This window comes from Halomonas sp. GD1P12, assembly GCF_025725645.1.
GTDB lineage: Bacteria > Pseudomonadota > Gammaproteobacteria > Pseudomonadales > Halomonadaceae > Vreelandella.
In genome coordinates this window covers 1,613,739-1,629,496 of the sequence record NZ_CP107007.1, presented here as the reverse complement: position 1 = coordinate 1,629,496, position 15,758 = coordinate 1,613,739, and the positions used below count along the sequence as shown (strand labels likewise).

General features: G+C 61.8%; 17 protein-coding genes and 1 pseudogene. 3 read left to right on the top strand and 15 right to left on the bottom strand.

Translation table 11 applies throughout. The features are described from left to right. Window positions 1-279: 279 nt before the first annotated feature. Window positions 280-1,113, top strand: coding sequence for a pyruvate, water dikinase regulatory protein (locus OCT39_RS07640; RefSeq protein WP_263587059.1), 834 nt, complete (start codon window positions 280-282; stop codon window positions 1,111-1,113). A gap of 20 nt (window positions 1,114-1,133) precedes the next feature. Here OCT39_RS07640 and OCT39_RS07635 read toward each other — a convergent pair whose 3' ends face one another. The 4 genes from OCT39_RS07635 to OCT39_RS07620 all read right to left on the bottom strand — a co-directional run bounded on the left by OCT39_RS07635 (window position 1,134) and on the right by OCT39_RS07620 (window position 4,064). Continuing rightward, entirely contained in the window at window positions 1,134-1,712 is a 579-nt protein-coding gene (locus OCT39_RS07635) for a hypoxanthine-guanine phosphoribosyltransferase (RefSeq protein ID WP_263587058.1), read from the bottom strand. Between the two features lie 94 nt (window positions 1,713-1,806). Next, on the bottom strand, window positions 1,807-2,817 hold the full coding sequence (gene nagZ / locus OCT39_RS07630; RefSeq protein WP_263587057.1) for a beta-N-acetylhexosaminidase: 1,011 nt from the start codon (window positions 2,815-2,817) through the stop codon (window positions 1,807-1,809). Between the two features lie 73 nt (window positions 2,818-2,890). Continuing rightward, window positions 2,891-3,409, bottom strand: coding sequence for a L,D-transpeptidase (locus OCT39_RS07625; RefSeq protein WP_263587056.1), 519 nt, complete (start codon window positions 3,407-3,409; stop codon window positions 2,891-2,893). After that, window positions 3,387-4,064, bottom strand: a complete 678-nt coding sequence (locus OCT39_RS07620) for a TetR/AcrR family transcriptional regulator (protein ID WP_263587055.1) — start codon at window positions 4,062-4,064, stop codon at window positions 3,387-3,389. The genes OCT39_RS07625 and OCT39_RS07620 overlap by 23 nt, the downstream gene beginning before the upstream one ends. Before the next feature lie 217 nt (window positions 4,065-4,281). On the opposite strand from OCT39_RS07620, the gene lexA reads away from it, so the two are divergent. Further along, window positions 4,282-4,956, top strand: coding sequence for a transcriptional repressor LexA (gene lexA, locus OCT39_RS07615; RefSeq protein ID WP_263587054.1), 675 nt, complete (start codon window positions 4,282-4,284; stop codon window positions 4,954-4,956). A 194-nt stretch (window positions 4,957-5,150) separates the two neighbouring features. Here the strand turns inward: lexA and purU are convergent, their stop codons facing one another. Further along, window positions 5,151-6,005 carry a formyltetrahydrofolate deformylase gene (purU, locus tag OCT39_RS07610; RefSeq protein ID WP_263587053.1) on the bottom strand — a complete coding sequence of 285 codons (855 nt, stop codon included), beginning with the start codon at window positions 6,003-6,005 and terminating at the stop codon, window positions 5,151-5,153. A 260-nt stretch (window positions 6,006-6,265) separates the two neighbouring features. Here purU and OCT39_RS07605 point away from each other — a divergent pair, with 260 nt between their 5' ends. Continuing rightward, the gene (locus tag OCT39_RS07605) at window positions 6,266-7,849 is read left to right on the top strand and encodes a ribonuclease J (RefSeq protein WP_263587052.1); all 1,584 of its coding nucleotides are present in this window, start codon (window positions 6,266-6,268) and stop codon (window positions 7,847-7,849) included. Between the two features lie 49 nt (window positions 7,850-7,898). On the opposite strand, the gene moaE is transcribed toward OCT39_RS07605, so the two are convergent. From moaE to OCT39_RS07555, 10 genes and pseudogenes are all read right to left on the bottom strand, one after another. Beyond that, entirely contained in the window at window positions 7,899-8,399 is a 501-nt protein-coding gene (gene moaE, locus OCT39_RS07600; RefSeq protein ID WP_263587051.1) for a molybdopterin synthase catalytic subunit MoaE, read from the bottom strand. Then, window positions 8,400-9,194, bottom strand: a complete 795-nt coding sequence (moaC, locus tag OCT39_RS07595) for a cyclic pyranopterin monophosphate synthase MoaC (RefSeq protein ID WP_263587304.1) — start codon at window positions 9,192-9,194, stop codon at window positions 8,400-8,402. Between the two features lie 60 nt (window positions 9,195-9,254). Continuing rightward, window positions 9,255-9,779: pseudogene (gene mobB, locus OCT39_RS07590) on the bottom strand (molybdopterin-guanine dinucleotide biosynthesis protein B); the annotation flags it as partial. 12 nt (window positions 9,780-9,791) lie between these two features. Then, a complete protein-coding gene (locus OCT39_RS07585; protein WP_263587050.1) occupies window positions 9,792-11,021 on the bottom strand; it encodes a uracil-xanthine permease family protein in 1,230 nt (409 codons plus the stop codon). A gap of 131 nt (window positions 11,022-11,152) precedes the next feature. Continuing rightward, window positions 11,153-11,782 carry a uracil phosphoribosyltransferase gene (upp, locus tag OCT39_RS07580; RefSeq protein ID WP_252109223.1) on the bottom strand — a complete coding sequence of 210 codons (630 nt, stop codon included), beginning with the start codon at window positions 11,780-11,782 and terminating at the stop codon, window positions 11,153-11,155. A 79-nt stretch (window positions 11,783-11,861) separates the two neighbouring features. Then, window positions 11,862-12,545: a uracil-DNA glycosylase gene (gene ung / locus OCT39_RS07575; protein ID WP_263587049.1), complete on the bottom strand. Its 684-nt coding sequence runs from the start codon at window positions 12,543-12,545 to the stop codon at window positions 11,862-11,864. Between the two features lie 6 nt (window positions 12,546-12,551). Then, window positions 12,552-13,031 carry a xanthine phosphoribosyltransferase gene (gpt, locus tag OCT39_RS07570; protein WP_252109225.1) on the bottom strand — a complete coding sequence of 160 codons (480 nt, stop codon included), beginning with the start codon at window positions 13,029-13,031 and terminating at the stop codon, window positions 12,552-12,554. A gap of 7 nt (window positions 13,032-13,038) precedes the next feature. Next, window positions 13,039-13,584, bottom strand: a complete 546-nt coding sequence (locus OCT39_RS07565) for an adenine phosphoribosyltransferase (protein WP_252109226.1) — start codon at window positions 13,582-13,584, stop codon at window positions 13,039-13,041. Between the two features lie 38 nt (window positions 13,585-13,622). Continuing rightward, a complete protein-coding gene (locus tag OCT39_RS07560; protein ID WP_263587048.1) occupies window positions 13,623-14,921 on the bottom strand; it encodes an NCS2 family permease in 1,299 nt (432 codons plus the stop codon). A 209-nt stretch (window positions 14,922-15,130) separates the two neighbouring features. Then, complete coding sequence (locus tag OCT39_RS07555) at window positions 15,131-15,751, bottom strand: riboflavin synthase subunit alpha (RefSeq protein ID WP_263587047.1); 621 nt, start codon at window positions 15,749-15,751, stop codon at window positions 15,131-15,133. Between the last annotated feature and the right edge of the window lie 7 nt (window positions 15,752-15,758).

The window sequence follows — 15,758 nt, the reverse complement described above, 5'->3', positions numbered from 1 at the left end:
TCTTCAACGGCTAACGTCCACCGCGCCTTGAACCAGGTGACGGGGCAACCCCGTCATGTCGGTCACTGTCATCGAGCGTGTCACCCTATCACCCGCCCCTCGTATTCGCCATTAGTCTAAGTAACAAGTCACTGAAGGTTTTTTACAACATAGCGGCATTGAAGGGCTTTTCTGTAGTCGGGCGCCTGCGAGCGGCCTTTGGCTTCGCGTTTGCGACACGTTGTGCTGGCGCGATGAAGCGGTAAGAATAGCGCTTGAATTCACAGGCAGGAGAACGACATGAAACGCACGGCGTTTTTCATTTCCGACGGGACGGGCATCACCGCCGAAAGTCTGGGACGAAGCCTTCTGGCGCAGTTCAGCGGCGTCGAGATCACGATGCTGACCAAGCCCTACATCGATACGATCGAAAAGGCCCAGGCGCTGGCAGACATCATCGACGCCACCGCCAACCGCGACGGCCAGCGCCCGATCATCATCGACACCATCGTCGATCAGGACATTCGCGATGTGATCCGTCGCGCCGAAGGCTTCAAGGTCGACGTCTTTTCGACCTTCCTCGAGCCGCTGGAGCAGGAGCTTGCGACCCACTCCTCCTACAGCGTGGGCCGCACCCACGCCATCGGCAGCGACGACGTTTACATGGATCGCATCCACTCGGTGCACTTTGCGCTCGATAACGACGATGGCGCGCGCACCCACCAGTACGATCAGGCGGACGTGATCCTGGTGGGCGTGTCGCGCTGTGGCAAGACCCCCACCTCACTGTATCTCGCGCTGCAATTCGGCATCCGTGCGGCCAATTACCCGCTGACCGACGACGATCTGGACGAGGACGGAAGCCTCAAGCTTCCCAGGGTGCTCGCCCCTCACCGCCACAAGCTTTTTGGGCTGACCATCGACCCGCGACGGCTCTCGGCGATTCGCAACGAGCGCCGCCCGAACAGCCGCTACAGCTCGATCGATCAGTGCGTGCAGGAGGTCGAACAGGCGGCGTCGCTCTACCGGGCGATGAGCATTCCGTTTATCGACACCACGCGCTTCTCGATCGAGGAGATCTCGACGCGCATGATCGCTGAAACGGGACTGGCGCGGCGCTTCTCACCCCGTTAAACAGTACGATCGAAAACGCCTCAAAGGCCCTTGGGCGCAAAGATGCCCGGGGCGTTGCGCCAGTAGCCCTTGTAATCCATGCCAAAGCCGAACACATAGCGGTCCGCCACCTCCAGGCCGCAGTAGTCCGCCTTGAGCCCGGGCACGGCCTTGCGATCGTGCTTTTTATCGACCAGCACCGCGGTCGTGACGCTGGCCGCCTGGGCCTCTTCGCAATACTTCAAAATCGCGGCGAGTGTGGCGCCTTCATCGAGAATATCGTCGATGATCACCACGTGACGCCCGGCCATCGGCACCTCCGGCGAGACGCGCCAGAAAAGCTCGCCGCCGCGCAGCTCGTTGCGATAGCGCGTGGCGTGCAGGTAATCCACTTCCAGCGGAAAGCCCAGACGCGTCAGCAGGTGGCCGGTGGTGATCAGACCGCCGTTCATCACGCAGTAAAAAACCGGCAGCTTGTCGCCCAAATCCGCGGTAATGGCCTCTGCCATGCGGTCCAGCGCCTCTTCGACCTGGGCCTGGGTGATCAGGCAGTCGGCGTTATCCATCAGTTCGCGCATCGAATCCAATGATTCGAGCGCTTCTTTATCGAGTTTGGCCATCATGGGCTCCGGTAGCGGTAGCAAAAAAACGAAGCGCGATCAGCCGCCCGCGCTTCGAGAGTCTAAAGAGGTGTCGAGTTGGGCGCGCCGTGTGTTAATCGACTAGCTCGCCAAGCCTTGCATTCGTGCGGCGCCAGCGCTTGAGCGCGGACAGCGCCTTGAGATCCGGCCGCGCGCGGGCGTAGCGCAACTTGCCGATGCGCTTGTTGCCAAGCGCCTGGCAGTGACCTACCACCTCGAGCGCGGCGTCGCGGTCGTTGCATACCAAAAGCATGTCGCAGCCCGCGGCCAGCGCCGCCTGGGCGCGATCGACGGGGCTGCCCGCTACGTGGGCCCCGGCCATGGTGAGATCATCAGAAAAGATGGCGCCCTTGAAACCGAGCGATTCTCTAAGCATCCCAAGCCAAGCGGGAGAGAAGCCCGCCGGGCGCGGATCGAACGCCGAATACACCACGTGAGCGGGCATGACGCCGTCGAGCTGCGAGGCCAGGCGGGTAAATGGCAACAGATCCCGGGCCTTGAGCGCAGCAAGGGAGCGGGAATCTTCGGCAAGCGTCACGTGGGTGTCGGCTTCGATGCCGCCGTGGCCGGGAAAGTGCTTGCCGATGGCGGCCATGCCCGCCTCGTGGAGGCCGTGGATGAAGCGAGCGCCGAGCGCGGCGACGTGCTCCGGGTTGTCGCTGAAGCTGCGATCGCCGATCACGCTCGACACTCCGCTCTCCACATCGAGCACCGGCGCGAAGCTCAGGTCGAGCCCGCAGGCTGCCATCTCCATGCCCAACAGCCAGCCGGTGTCGCTTGCCAGCTGCCCGCCCTGCTCCGGGTCTTCGGCGTAAAGCTCGCCGATACGCGCCATGGCAGGCAGGCGCGTCACGCCGGATTTGATGCGCTGGACACGACCGCCCTCCTGGTCGATACCGAGCAGCAGATCGGGTCGAATGCGGCGTATGTCCTGGCACAGTGCGCTGACCTGCTCGGCGCTTTCGACGTTGCGTGAAAACAGGATCACCCCGCCCACGGCGGTATCGGCCAGAAGCGCTTTTTCGGCGCGCGTGATAAAGGGCCCTTCGAGGTCGAGCATGACCGGGCCAAGCGGTTGCGTCATCGGCATCTATCCAACAAAACGGGCGCTCATTCTAGTCGATCGCCGCGCTCAAACAAAACCGGCGGGTCGTGGGTCAGGTATGAAGCCAAACCGGCGTACCCGGCACGGCGACCTCGAATACCCACAGCAGGTCCTGATTTCTCAGGCGCACACAGCCGTGGGACGCCGCAACGCCCATGGGCTCATGTGGTGGAGTGCCGTGCAGATAGATATAGCGGCGTTGGGAGTCGACGGATCCGCCACGGTTGACCCCGGGCTCGAGCCCGCAGAGCCAAAGAATACGCGTCAAAATCCAGTCACGATCAGGATTTTGTTCACCCAAAGTGGGACTAAAAACTTCACCGGTAAAGCGGCGCCCGCGAAACACCGCGTTTTCCGGCAGGCCCTGGCCGATCGAGGCGCGCACGTAGTGCCAGCCGCCAGGCGTCTGGCCGCTGCCTTCGTGTTGCCCCACCCCGTTTGCACCGGACGACACCGTGCATTCGTGAACCACCCGCGTTCCCTGCCAGGCGCGAAGGCGCTGCTCGGTGAGGTCGATTTCAAGCCATGGCGCCTCGGTTGGCGGCAGCTCAGCCAGAATGGGCGTGGCCATGATGAGCCTCCTCGATCGCCGGGGGAAGCGGCGCGTTCATGGCGGCAACGACCACCGGGCGCAGTCGGCGCACCAGATCACGTACCGAGACCTGCTCGTTGTACTCCTTGGCCGCGATGTCGCGCAGCGCATCGAGCCCGGAGAGCGTGAAGATCACCGTGCCGAGCATGAAGTGCAGCCGCCAGAAGCGCTCGGCGTCGGGCAGGCCGGGTGTGGCGCGGCGAACGAGCTCGACAAAGCGAGTGAAGACATCGCCGTACTGCTCCTGGATATAGCGGCGAAGGTGGCCCTGAGCCTGACTGTAGGCGAGCCCCAGCAGGCGCATGAACACTTTCAAGCTGTTGCGCTCGGCCGGCACGGTCAACACCGTCGTGGCCATGGTTTCGAGCAGTACTTCCAGAGGAATCTCATCATCACCATAGCGGGCGTGCAGCTCATCCAGCGCTTCGTGAAAGCGTTGGCTGAAGGGGTCGAGATAGCGCGCAAACACCGCCTGAATCAGCGCCTTTTTCGAACCGAAGTGGTAGTTCACCGCCGCCAGGTTCACCCGCGCCTTGCTAGTGATGTTGCGCAGAGAGGTCTCTGCAAAGCCACGCTCGGCGAACAGCACCTCCGCCGTATCCAGAATACGCGTGACGGTATCAGACTGCGCCATGGCGCCCTCCAGAAAACGAGTGTTTAAAACATCGCGAAATAGTAGGTCATTAAAACGCCGGGCTCAATCGTGCGAAACCCTGATATGCCCTCTTTTAAAGGCGAACGGCTTTATAATCCGTGGCTTGAGTCATATACTGGACAGAGGAACATACTGTATACTTAAACACATATATTTAAGTCATTTTTTATAGTTACCTTTTACCCTGGAGTCAGCCATGCCTCGTCCTCTTACCGTTCGTCAGCAGCACGTATTCGATTTTATCGTGAAGACCATGAACGAGTACGGCTACCCACCCACCCGCGCCGAAATCGCCAAAGCGCTGGGCTTTCGCTCACCCAACGCGGCCGAAGAGCACCTGCGCGCGCTCGAGCGCAAGGGCGCCATCCGTATCATTCGCCACACCTCCCGCGGCATCCGCCTGCCCAATCAGGAAGGGGTGGAAGCAGCGGAATCCGCCGCTGAAGCCAGCGACAGCGTCGAATCCGCGACCCAGGGGCTGCCGATCATCGGCGAAGTGGCCGCGGGCAGCCCGATTCTGGCCGCCGAACACATCGATCGTTACTGCCCGCTGCCGGCGGAGTATTTCACGCCGAAGGCCGACTACCTGCTGCGCGTACGCGGGCTGTCGATGAAGGATATCGGCATTCTGGAAGGCGACCTGCTGGCGGTACACCGCACCGAGCGGGTACGCGACGGCCAGATCGTCGTGGCGCGCCTCGAGGACGAAGTCACCGTCAAGCGTTTTCGCCGCGACGGCCACCAGGTCACGCTGCACGCCGAGAACAGCGATTTCGCTCCGATCGAAATCGATCTTCGCACCCAGCAGCTCGATATCGAAGGTGTCGGCGTTGGCGTGATTCGCGGCGGCAGTGGCCAGGCGCTGGGTTAATTGACCTATCGATTGAGACAGGGAAATGTGGCGGTGCCGGGCAACCCTGCGCGAGGGCGCTGTGAACCCTTCCCTGGGCGCTACTTTCGCCATCCATGGCGAAAGACCCTCGCTACGGTCAGCCCGGCACGGCGGCCCGTATTGTCATCCTCAAGCTTATAAACCAAAAACGGGGCACTTTCGTGCCCCGTTTTTTAGTTGAAGACGACCGTCTTGTTGCCGTCGATCAGCACGCGATCTTCCAGGTGCCACCTGAGCCCGCGGGCGAGCACGGACTTCTCCACGTCGCGGCCAAAGCGCACCAGATCCGTGGGCGTGTGACAGTGGCTGACGCGGTGGATGTCTTGTTCGATGATCGGGCCGGCGTCGAGCTCTTCGGTCACGTAGTGGCAGGTCGCGCCGATCAGCTTCACGCCGCGCTCGAACGCCTGGTGATAGGGCTTGGCACCGGCAAACGACGGCAAAAAGCTGTGGTGGATGTTGATGATCTGGCCGGCGTATTGGCTACAGAGCGCCGGCGGCAAAATCTGCATGTAGCGCGCCAGCACGATGCAGTCCGCCTCGAGCGCCTCGACCTGGCGCTGCACCGCATCGAACGCGGGCTGCTTGTCGCTGGGGTCGACCGCGATGTGGTGATAATCGATCCCGTACCACTCGCTTAGCGCGCGCATGTCCGGGTGGTTGGAGATGATGCCCACGATGTCGCAGTCGAGCTCGCCAGCCTGCCAGCGGTAGAGCAGATCGACCAGGCAGTGGGACTCTTTCGACACCATGATCACGACCCGGCGCCGCTTTTGGGTATCGACCAGCGCCCACTGCATCGAAAACGCGTTGGCGATGGGCGCAAACGCCTGTTCGAGCTCGGCCGCGCTCATGCCGATGGAGTCGGCGAGAATCTCGTAGCGCATGAAAAATCGGCCCGTTTGCAGATCCGAGTGCTGGCTCGCCTCGGTGATGGAGCCGCCGTGCTGAGCAATGAAGCTCGACACGCGCGCCACGATGCCTACCTGATCGGGGCAGGAAACCACTAAACGGTAATAATGCGACATGAATACACTCTTGATACACGTTTCGAAGACGCGACCCGACGGGGTCGTCAAGAACCGTTGAGGCCTTGGGGGGCGTTAGTGTAGCGCAAGCGGCGATCGGGAACACTGCCAGGATTGTTAGCCGCCCCCGCCTTACCGTATAGTTAAAGTCTTACTTTTCAGGCTGTTCAAAATCAATGGATCCATCCCGCGTTCAACTTCGCCCCCGACGCCGACCGCCCCTGCGCATTTTGCCGCTTGGGGGCTGCGGTGAAATAGGAATGAACCTGACGCTTTATGGTTTCGATGGTCACTGGATCGCCATTGATTGCGGGATGATGATTCGACAGGATCTTCCCAGCGCTCCGCTACAGGTGCCCAGCACCGATACGCTGGCCGAGCTTGAGATTACCCCTAAAGCGCTCTACATCACCCATGGCCATGAGGATCACATCGGCGCGGTCGCTTGGCTTTGGCCCAAATGGCAGTGCCCGATCTACGCCACGCCCCTGGCCGCCGGGTTACTCCGTCACAAGTTTGCCGAACACAATCTTTCAAGCGCCGCGATTCGCGTGATCGAGCCCAACGATGCCCTCGAAGAGGGCCCGTTCACGCTGCGCTATTTACTGATGACCCACTCGATTCCCGAGAGCTGCGCGATCATGATGCTCGCCGGCGGCTACCGGGTATTGCACACCGGCGACTGGAAGCTCGACCCGACGCCTTTGATCGGCCCGAGCGTCGACCCGGCGCACTTTCAGGCGCTGGCACCGCTGGATCTGGTGGTGGGTGATTCGACCAACGCGCCGCTTCCGGGCAGTGCCGGCAGCGAAGGTTCGGTGGCCAACGCGCTGACGCAAACGCTCAAGGCCTGTACCGGGCGCGTGGTGGTCTCCTGCTTTGCCAGCAATCTGGCGCGTGTGTGGGCGATCGGCCAGGCGGCGGCCCAAAGCGGGCGCCGTGTGAGCCTGATGGGCCGCTCGATGGAGCGCATGGTCGGTGTGGCCCGCGGTCTTGGCTATCTCGACGATTTTCCGCCGCTGGTGCCGCCCCAGGACCTGGGCTATCTGCCACCGGACGAAGTGGTGGTGATCGCCACCGGAAGCCAGGGCGAGCCGCGCGCCGCGCTCCAGCGCCTGGCCCAGGGCCGCCACCCGTTCATGGACCTGGAAGCCGGCGATAACGTCATTTTTTCCGCCAAGGCGATTCCCGGCAACGAGCGCCCGATCGCGGCGCTCAAGAAGCGTTTCACTCAGCTCGGCGTTCAGCTTTTCGACGAGAACAACCACCCGGAGCTTCACGCCACCGGCCATCCCGCCCAGGAGGAGCTCAAAACGCTCTACCGCTGGGTTCGGCCCACCGCGCTGCTGCCGGTTCACGGCGAAACGGTGCATCAGCAGGCGCACCAGGCGCTGGCGCAAGAGCTCGGCATCAAGGCGCCGCTGGCCCCGGTCAATGGCGATATGCTATGTCTGGATAACGAAGGGTTACGCGTTGAGGCGCGCCACCCGCAGTTGCCCCAGGTGGTGGATCAAAACAGCGTGACGCGCCACCCCGGGCTTGCGGACGGCCAGTCGAGCGGCGCGCGGCGCGGCACGCTGTTTCTGGCACTGCCGGTATGCGCTTCTGAGACCGGCTGGCAGCGTATCGGGCGTTTGATGCTAGACGCCAGTGGCGCCAGCCCCATCGACGAAGAGAGCTTTAGCGATTGGCTCGACGAGCGGCTCGACGAAATCGAAGTCGACTCCCTCGCCGAACTCAGAGAAGCACTGACGCCGGGGCTGGTTCGCTGGCTGGGACACCACTGCCAGCATCTGCCGGAGGTGCACCTTCAGATCATGGCGACCGAGCCGCCCGGCGCTTGAGCCGGGTAGCCCCTTACACGCGCCCACCAACGCCCTCCTTGATCGCCTCCTACCAGCGCGCGGCATCGTCAAAATCGGTGGCGCGCTCCTTGACCCAGTAATCGCCCTGGCGCGAGTGCTCCTTTTTCCAGAAGGGTGCGCGGGTCTTGAGAATATCCATGATGAAGTCGCAGGCACTGAAGGCGTCGCGCCGGTGAGCGCTGGCCACCACCACTTGTACGATCGGATCCCCCGGGCGCAGATGCCCGACCCGGTGCACAATCACCACGCCTTTGAGCGCCCAGCGCGAAGCGGCCTCCACCGCGATATCGGTGAGCGCCTTTTCGGTCATGCCCGGATAGTGCTCGAGCGTGAGCCCCGTGACGTCCGGCGTTTCGTTGAAATCGCGTACGAGGCCGGTGAAGCTCACCAGCGCCCCGACATCCTGACGATGTTCGATGAGCGTCTCGTAGCCCTCATCAAAAATGAAGGCCTCCTGCTGCACGCGGATGTGAATAGGCGGCGTATCCGCTCCCGAAGCGAGCGCTTGCTCAGAGGAAGGCGTCTGCATTCAGCCTCCGGTAACTGGCGGGAAAAAGGCGATCTCGTCTTTATCGGTGATTGGCGCGCTATCGTTGGCCATCACCTGGTTGACGGCGCAGAGCGTGCGCTTGTCCGCCAGTGCGGAAAAGCGCGCGTCGCGCGCCTTCAGGTACGCCTTGAGCCCGGCCACGTCGCGGCTTTCGAGATCAGAAAGCGACAGCGATAGATCACTTTCGCCGACCTGCTCACGCAGCTCGGCCAGAAACTTGACCCGTACGCAGGGCGACACGCTACAGCGCTCGCCCACGCTCACCTCGCCCGGGTTACCCTCACCGGTGACGATCGGCCCATTCTGGCGCTGATAGTCGCCGCGCACCCCACCCTGCTTGCTCTCGAGCTGAATCGCCTCGATGCGCATCTCCTTGTCGACCGCCTTGCACATGTCGTAAAGCGTCAGGCACGCCACCGACACCGCGGTTAGCGCCTCCATTTCGACACCGGTACGCCCGCTGAGCCGGCAAAGCGCCTCGACATTCACCGCGCCGGTGTCGAAATCGAGCGTAAAGTCGACGCTCACCTTGCTCAGCGACAGCGAGTGACACAGCGGAATCAGTTCAGAGGTGCGCTTGGCTGCCTGAATACCGGCGATACGCGCCGTGGCCAGCACATCGCCCTTGGGAAGCTCGCCGTCGCTCAAGAGCTTGAGCGTAGCCGGCGCCATGACGATGCGCCCTGACGCCACCGCTTCCCGGCGGGACTCCTCTTTATCGGCGATATCCACCATATTGGCTTCGCCCTGGGCGTTCAGATGCGTCAGCTGCATGTCGTTATCCCTGGTCATTGCGGTGCTCTCGTCACGGTGCGCGCGGGTCCATTCGAGTACCCAGCGCGCGATCTCGTCGATGTTATCAAGGTTTAGCTGCGGGATAGAAGCGTCAAGCCGCTCGGGGGCTTCGCCCTTGAGCGCCACCGCCACCACGTTGTCGCTTTGTATAATCGACTCATCGCCAATGCCATCGCGGTAGAGCACGAGCTTGGAAAGCGGCCAGGTCTTGAAACCCTCGACGATGACCAGGTCCGGCCGGTGTGCCGCCATGAGTGACAGCAGGTGTAAAAGATCCGGCCCTTCCTGGCCGGCTTGCCTCTGCGCCGGCGTCTCCTGCATCAGCGCGTAGCGCTGGTTGGATGCCACCAGCATCGGCGCGGCGCCGGCCTCGCGAAGCCGGTAACTATCCTTACCGGGCTTGTCGATATCGAAGGCGTGGTGGGCGTGCTTGATCACACCCACGTTCAGGCCGGCCTTTTTAAGGCGCGGCAATAGTTCGGTCAGAAGCGTTGTCTTGCCCGTTCCGCTCCAGGCCGCCACGCCCAGCACCGGAAACGGCGCACTGATGGGTTGCAAGAGCATCTCCACGCCCGCCTAGGCGAGCTCTTTTTCCGGGGGGAGAATGGCATTAAGCACGATACCGACCAGCGCGGCCAGGCTAACGCCCTGAAGGGTGAACTGGCCGCCGCCAAACTGCATGCCGCCAATACCGAATACCAGGATCAGTGACACCACGACCAGGTTGCGCGGCTCGGTCAACGACTGCCCCGCGCGCACCAGGGTGTTCATGCCCACCACCGCGATCGAACCGAACAGCAGCGTCATGATGCCGCCCATGACCGGCCCCGGAATGGTCAGCAGCAGCGCGCCGAGCTTGCTGATAAAGGCCAGCAGAATCGCCAGCACGGCGGCGACGATCATGTAGATCGGGTTGAACGCGCGGGTGAGCGTGACGGCGCCAGTGACTTCCGAGTAGGTCGTGTTGGGCGGGCCGCCGAACAGCGCCGCCACCATGGTGGCCAGGCCGTCGCCCAACAGCGTGCGATGCAGGCCGGGCTTTTCCAGATAGTTTTGCCGCGTGACCGAGCCGATCGCCACCATGTCGCCAATATGCTCGACCGCCGGGGCGATCGCCACGGGAATCATGAACAGAATCGCCGCCCAGTGAAAGCTCGGCGCGGTGAAGGCCGGTACCGACAGCCAGGCCGCCTCGCGGATGGGCGTGAAGTCGACCACACCCATGATCAGCGCCAGCGTATAGCCGGTGACGACCCCACCCATGATCGGCACCAGACGTAGAAGCCCGCGACCGAACACCGCCAGCACCAGGGTGACGAAAAGGCTCGCCATGGAGAGAAAGATCGCTTGACCGTAGCCGATGTTATCGCTGGTATCTCCCACCGCCATACTCACCGCCGTCGGTGCCAGGGCAAGGCCGATCACCATGATCACCGGTCCCACCACGACCGGCGGCAGCAGTCGATTCAGCCACCCCACCCCTTTTAGACGAATAATTTGCGAGATAACGGTATAAACCAGACCCGCGGCGATCAGCCCGCCAAGCGTCGCCGAGACGCCAAAGTGGGCGATCGAGCCTTGAATCGGCGCAATGAAGGCAAAGGATGACGCCAGAAACACCGGCACGCTTTGACGGGTCACGCCGTGAAAGACCAGCGTACCCACGCCGGCGGTGAACAGCGCCACACTCGGGTCAAGACCGGTCAAAAGCGGCACCAGCACCAGCGCGCCAAAGGCCACGAAGAGCATCTGGGCGCCGGTCAGAAGCGTTCTGGGCCAGGACTCACGGGATGAAGCGGTACTCATATCACGTTCCTTAACGTACTCTTGGTACCCAACGGGCACCGGCGTTATCAGTTGCGATGCGGGCGGCTCATAGTGGCCACCCAAAAAAAAGCCCCCGGCGCAAAGCGCAAGGGGCACGGTATAAAACGCGATCAGCGCGTTCCGAAGATCTTGTCGCCGGCGTCGCCCAACCCCGGCACGATATAGCCGTTCTCGTCCAGGCGCTCATCGACGGAGGCGGTGTAGATATCGATATCCGGGTGCGCCTCGCGCACACGCTCGATTCCTTCCGGCGCAGCGACCAGCACGATCACTTTCATGCTTTCGCAGCCGCGCTCGCGCAGCATGTCGAGCGTGGCGATCATCGAGCCGCCGGTGGCGAGCATCGGGTCGATGACGATCGCCATACGCTCTTCGATATCGTTGGCGAACTTGGAAAAATAGGGTACCGGCTGGAGCGTCTCTTCATCGCGATAAAGCCCGACCACGCTGACCCGGGCGCTCGGGATCAGGTCGGTGACACCTTCGAGCATGCCAAGGCCTGCGCGTAGAATCGGCACGACGGTGACCTTCTTGCCCTTCAAGCGCTGGGTCTTGATGCGCTCGCCATTCCAGCCCTCGATCTCGTGATCCTCGATCTCGAGATCCTTGGTCGCTTCGTAGGTCAGCAGTTTGGCCACTTCCCCTGCCAGTTCGCGAAAGCTCTTGGTGCTCAGACCCCCTTCCCGCATGAGGCCCAACTTGTGCTGGACGAGCGGATGATTAATGGCGTAAACACTCATGGAACTACCTCACTGCAGGGTTAAAAGCGCCCGGCCGGCGCAAAATTGCGCGCTATTCTACCCGCAACCGGGGGCAAGGTTAAGGGGTCGCGGGCAATTGCCAAGTGATCGGCGCGCGCCCCTGCTCTTCCAGGAAACGATTGGCCTGGGAGAAATGACGATTCCCCAGAAAACCGCGATGGGCCGACAGCGGCGACGGGTGCGGTGATTCCAGAATCAAATGCCGCGACTGATCGATCAGCGCTTTCTTCTGTCGGGCGTGACTACCCCACAGCAGGAAAACGCACGGCTCGGCGTGCTCACTCACCGTTTTGATTGCCGCGTCGGTGAAACCCTCCCACCCCTTGCCGCGATGCGAGGCGGCATTACCGCGCTCGACGGTCAAGGCGGTGTTCAAAAGCAGCACGCCCTGTTTTGCCCAGTCTTCCAGAAAGCCGTGGTTGACCGGTGTAAAGCCGACGTCGCTTTCAAGCTCTTTGTAAATATTGACCAGCGACGGCGGCACCGGCACGCCAGGCATGACCGAAAAGCAGAGCCCATGGGCCTGATTGGGCCCGTGATACGGGTCCTGGCCCAGAATGACGACCTTTACCTGTGAAAGCGGCGTCAGCTCGAAGGCACGAAACCAGTTCGAGGAGTGCGGGTAAATCACCTTTTTCGCCGCTTTCTCTTCGGCCAGAAACGCCTTGAGCGAGGCCATGTAATCGGCCTGAAACTCTTGGCCCAGCCACTGACTCCACTCTGTCGGTAAAGGGTCGGTCATCTCATCTCACTTTTTGATTTGGTCGGCGAGCGGCTCGACATAGGCAACGCCCATGTCCCAGGGAAACTGGATCCAACAGTTTTGGCCGACTTCGGTCAGGTATTGATCGACCAGCGGACGACCGTCGGGCTTGGCGTAAATGGTGACGAAGTGCGCCTTGGGCAGCATTTCGCGCACCGCGCGAGCGGTCTTGCCAGTATCGACCAGGTCGTCGACCAGAAGCCAACCATCGCCGTCATGATCGACGCCTTTCAATACACCAAGCCCGCCCTGATCCATGTGGTCATAGCTTTTGATGCAGACCGTATCGATCAGGCGAATGTTGAGCTCGCGGGCGATGAGCGCGGCAGGAATCAGTCCGCCTCGCGTGATCGCAACGATCCCCTTGAAGTCGCGCTCGATGAGCTGGTGGCACAGGGCGCGCACGTCGCGGTGAAGCTGGTCCCAGGAAACCGTGAAATGCTGATGGTAGCGTTCGCTGCTCATGGGGGCGTCACTCGTCTTCGTTGAAGGAACATACCGCGAATACGCTAAAGCCTGCGTCGCGAATCTTTTGTGAGCCACCAAGCTCCGGCAGATCGATGATCGTCGAGGTTTCCACGACCTGACCACCGCTTCTTTGGATCAGGTTGGCGGCGGCGAGCATGGTACCGCCGGTGGCGATCAGATCGTCCATCAGCAGAATGCGATCCTGCTGTTCGAAGGCATCGGCGTGAAGCTCCACTTCGGAGTGACCGTACTCCAGCGTATAGGTTTCGCTGATGGTCTTGAACGGCAGTTTGCCCTTCTTGCGTACCGGCACGAAACTGCAGCCAAGCTCGTAGGCCAGCGGCGCGCCGATGATGAAACCGCGCGCATCGATCGCTGCGATGGCATCCAGATCCATGTCCTGATAGCGGTGCACGAAGCTATCGATCAGTTTACGAAAAGCCGAGCTGTTTTGTAGCAAAGGGGTAATGTCGCGAAAATTGACGCCCTGTTCAGGCCAGTCGGGAACCGTGCGAATAACGGACTTGATGTAGTCGCCGTAGATGCTCATCGCGTCTCTCATGGGTTGGTAAAAGGCCAGGCGCCTGCCTAGCCGAAAAAGAAGAATTTAACTGCGAACAGAAGCCCCAGCACGACCACCGCCGGATTGAGATCCGCAAAGCGCCCAGAGAGCACTTTGATGCCCACGAAGCTGATGAACCCAAGCGCGATGCCGTCGGCGATGGAGAACGTAAGCGGCATGGCGAGCGCGGCGATCAGCACGGGGGCTGCGTCGGTGGCATCGTCCCAGTTGGCATGGGCCAGGCTTCCCGCCATCAGCACCGCTACGTATAAAAGCGCGCCGGCGGTGGCGTAGGTGGGAATGGAGCCGGCGAGCGGGGCGAAGAACAGACTGATCAAGAACAGCACACCAACCACCACCGCGGTGAGGCCCGTGCGCCCGCCGGAGGCGATGCCCGCGGTGGATTCGATGTAGCTCGTCGTGGTCGAGGTGCCGAGTACCGCGCCGGACATGGACGCGGTGCTGTCCGCCATCATCGCGCGACCGATGCGCGGAAGCTTGCCGTCCTTATCCAACAGCTTGCCGCGGTGGGCAACGCCGACCAGGGTGCCGGAGGTGTCGAACAAATCGACGAACAGAAAGGCGAAGATGACGCTGAGCATCGCCACGTCCAACGCGCCCGCCAGATCCATCGCCATGAAGGTCGGCGCAATGGACGGCGGCATCGACATCAACCCGCCGTACTGATTATGACCAAGCGCCATCGAGACTACGGTCACACCGAGAATCCCGATCATCACCGCGCCGGTGACGTTTCGATAAGCAAGAGCGGTGATCACGAAAAAGCCCACCATCGCGTAGATGGCGGAGGGCTGGGTCAAATCGCCCAGCGACACCAGCGTTGCCGGGTTTTCCACCACGATACCGGCGTTCTTGAGCGCGATCATGGCCAGAAACAGTCCGATACCCGCCGCGATACCGAGGCGCAAAGACATCGGAATGGAGTTGATGATCCACTCGCGAATCTTGAAGATACTCAGCAAAAAGAAGGTCAAGCCTGAAAGGAACACCGCGCCGAGCGCCGCCTCCCAGGTGTAGCCCATTCCCAGTACCACGCCGTAGGTGAAGAAGGCGTTGAGGCCCATGCCCGGCGCCTGGGCGATGGGGTAGTTGGCCCAGAGCCCCATCACGAAACAGCCGATGGCGGCGGCGACACAGGTCGCCACGAACACCGCGCCGTAGTCCATCCCCGCTTCCGACAGGATGCTCGGATTGACGAAGATGATGTAGGCCATGGTCAAAAACGTGGTGATGCCCGCGATCACCTCGGTTTTGACACTGGTGTTTTGCTCGGTGAGCTTGAAATAGTTATCCAGACCCTTCATATCGTTGTGATCCCTGCGCCCTTTGCCAAGAAAAGCCGCACAGTCTACCGAAAGCCCCAAACCGATGCGAGCCGGTAGTGCGCCGCTCATGAGTGCGGGCAAGCCCGCCGTTTCGTTGCCACTCACTGTCTAGCAAGCTTCAGGCCATGTATTAACCGTTCGGTCAAACCGGCCCGACCAACGCCGTGTGCCCCTGCGCTACGTCGGGCTCACCCGCGCGCTGCCAGCACCCGCTCGACGGTCTCGACGATGACCTGGGTTTGCGGGTCGATTTCGATATTTACCCGAGACCCCGGTAGGCGCTCACCCAACACCGTGCGCTCGAGCGTCTCGGGAATCAGGTTGACGCTGAACTCCACACGCTCGCCGGCCGGGCGAACGTCGCCCACGGTGAGGCTGATACCGTCGACGCCGATATAGCCCTTCTCGAACACGAAACGCCCGAAACTTGCGGGCAGCGAGAACCAGAGCCGGCGGTTGTTGGGCGCTTCATCGATGGCCACCACGTCCGCCATGCTGATGATGTGACCGGACATCGAATGGCCGCCGATCTCATCACCAAAGCGCGCGGCGCGCTCTATATTAACGCAGTCGCCGACCCCAAGCGCACCAAGATTGGTCAGCCTGAGCGTTTCGCGCATCAAATCGAAGCTGACCCGCTCGCCGTCGATTGCGGTGACGGTCAGACATACGCCGTTATGCGATACCGACGCCCCGAGCTCGAGCCCTTCGTTGAGCGGCGCCTCGAGCGCCACCACGTGGGTTCGAAACTCCTCGAGCTCGCGCACTTCGACCACGCGAGCGACTCCCTGCACGATACCTGTAAACATCACTCCC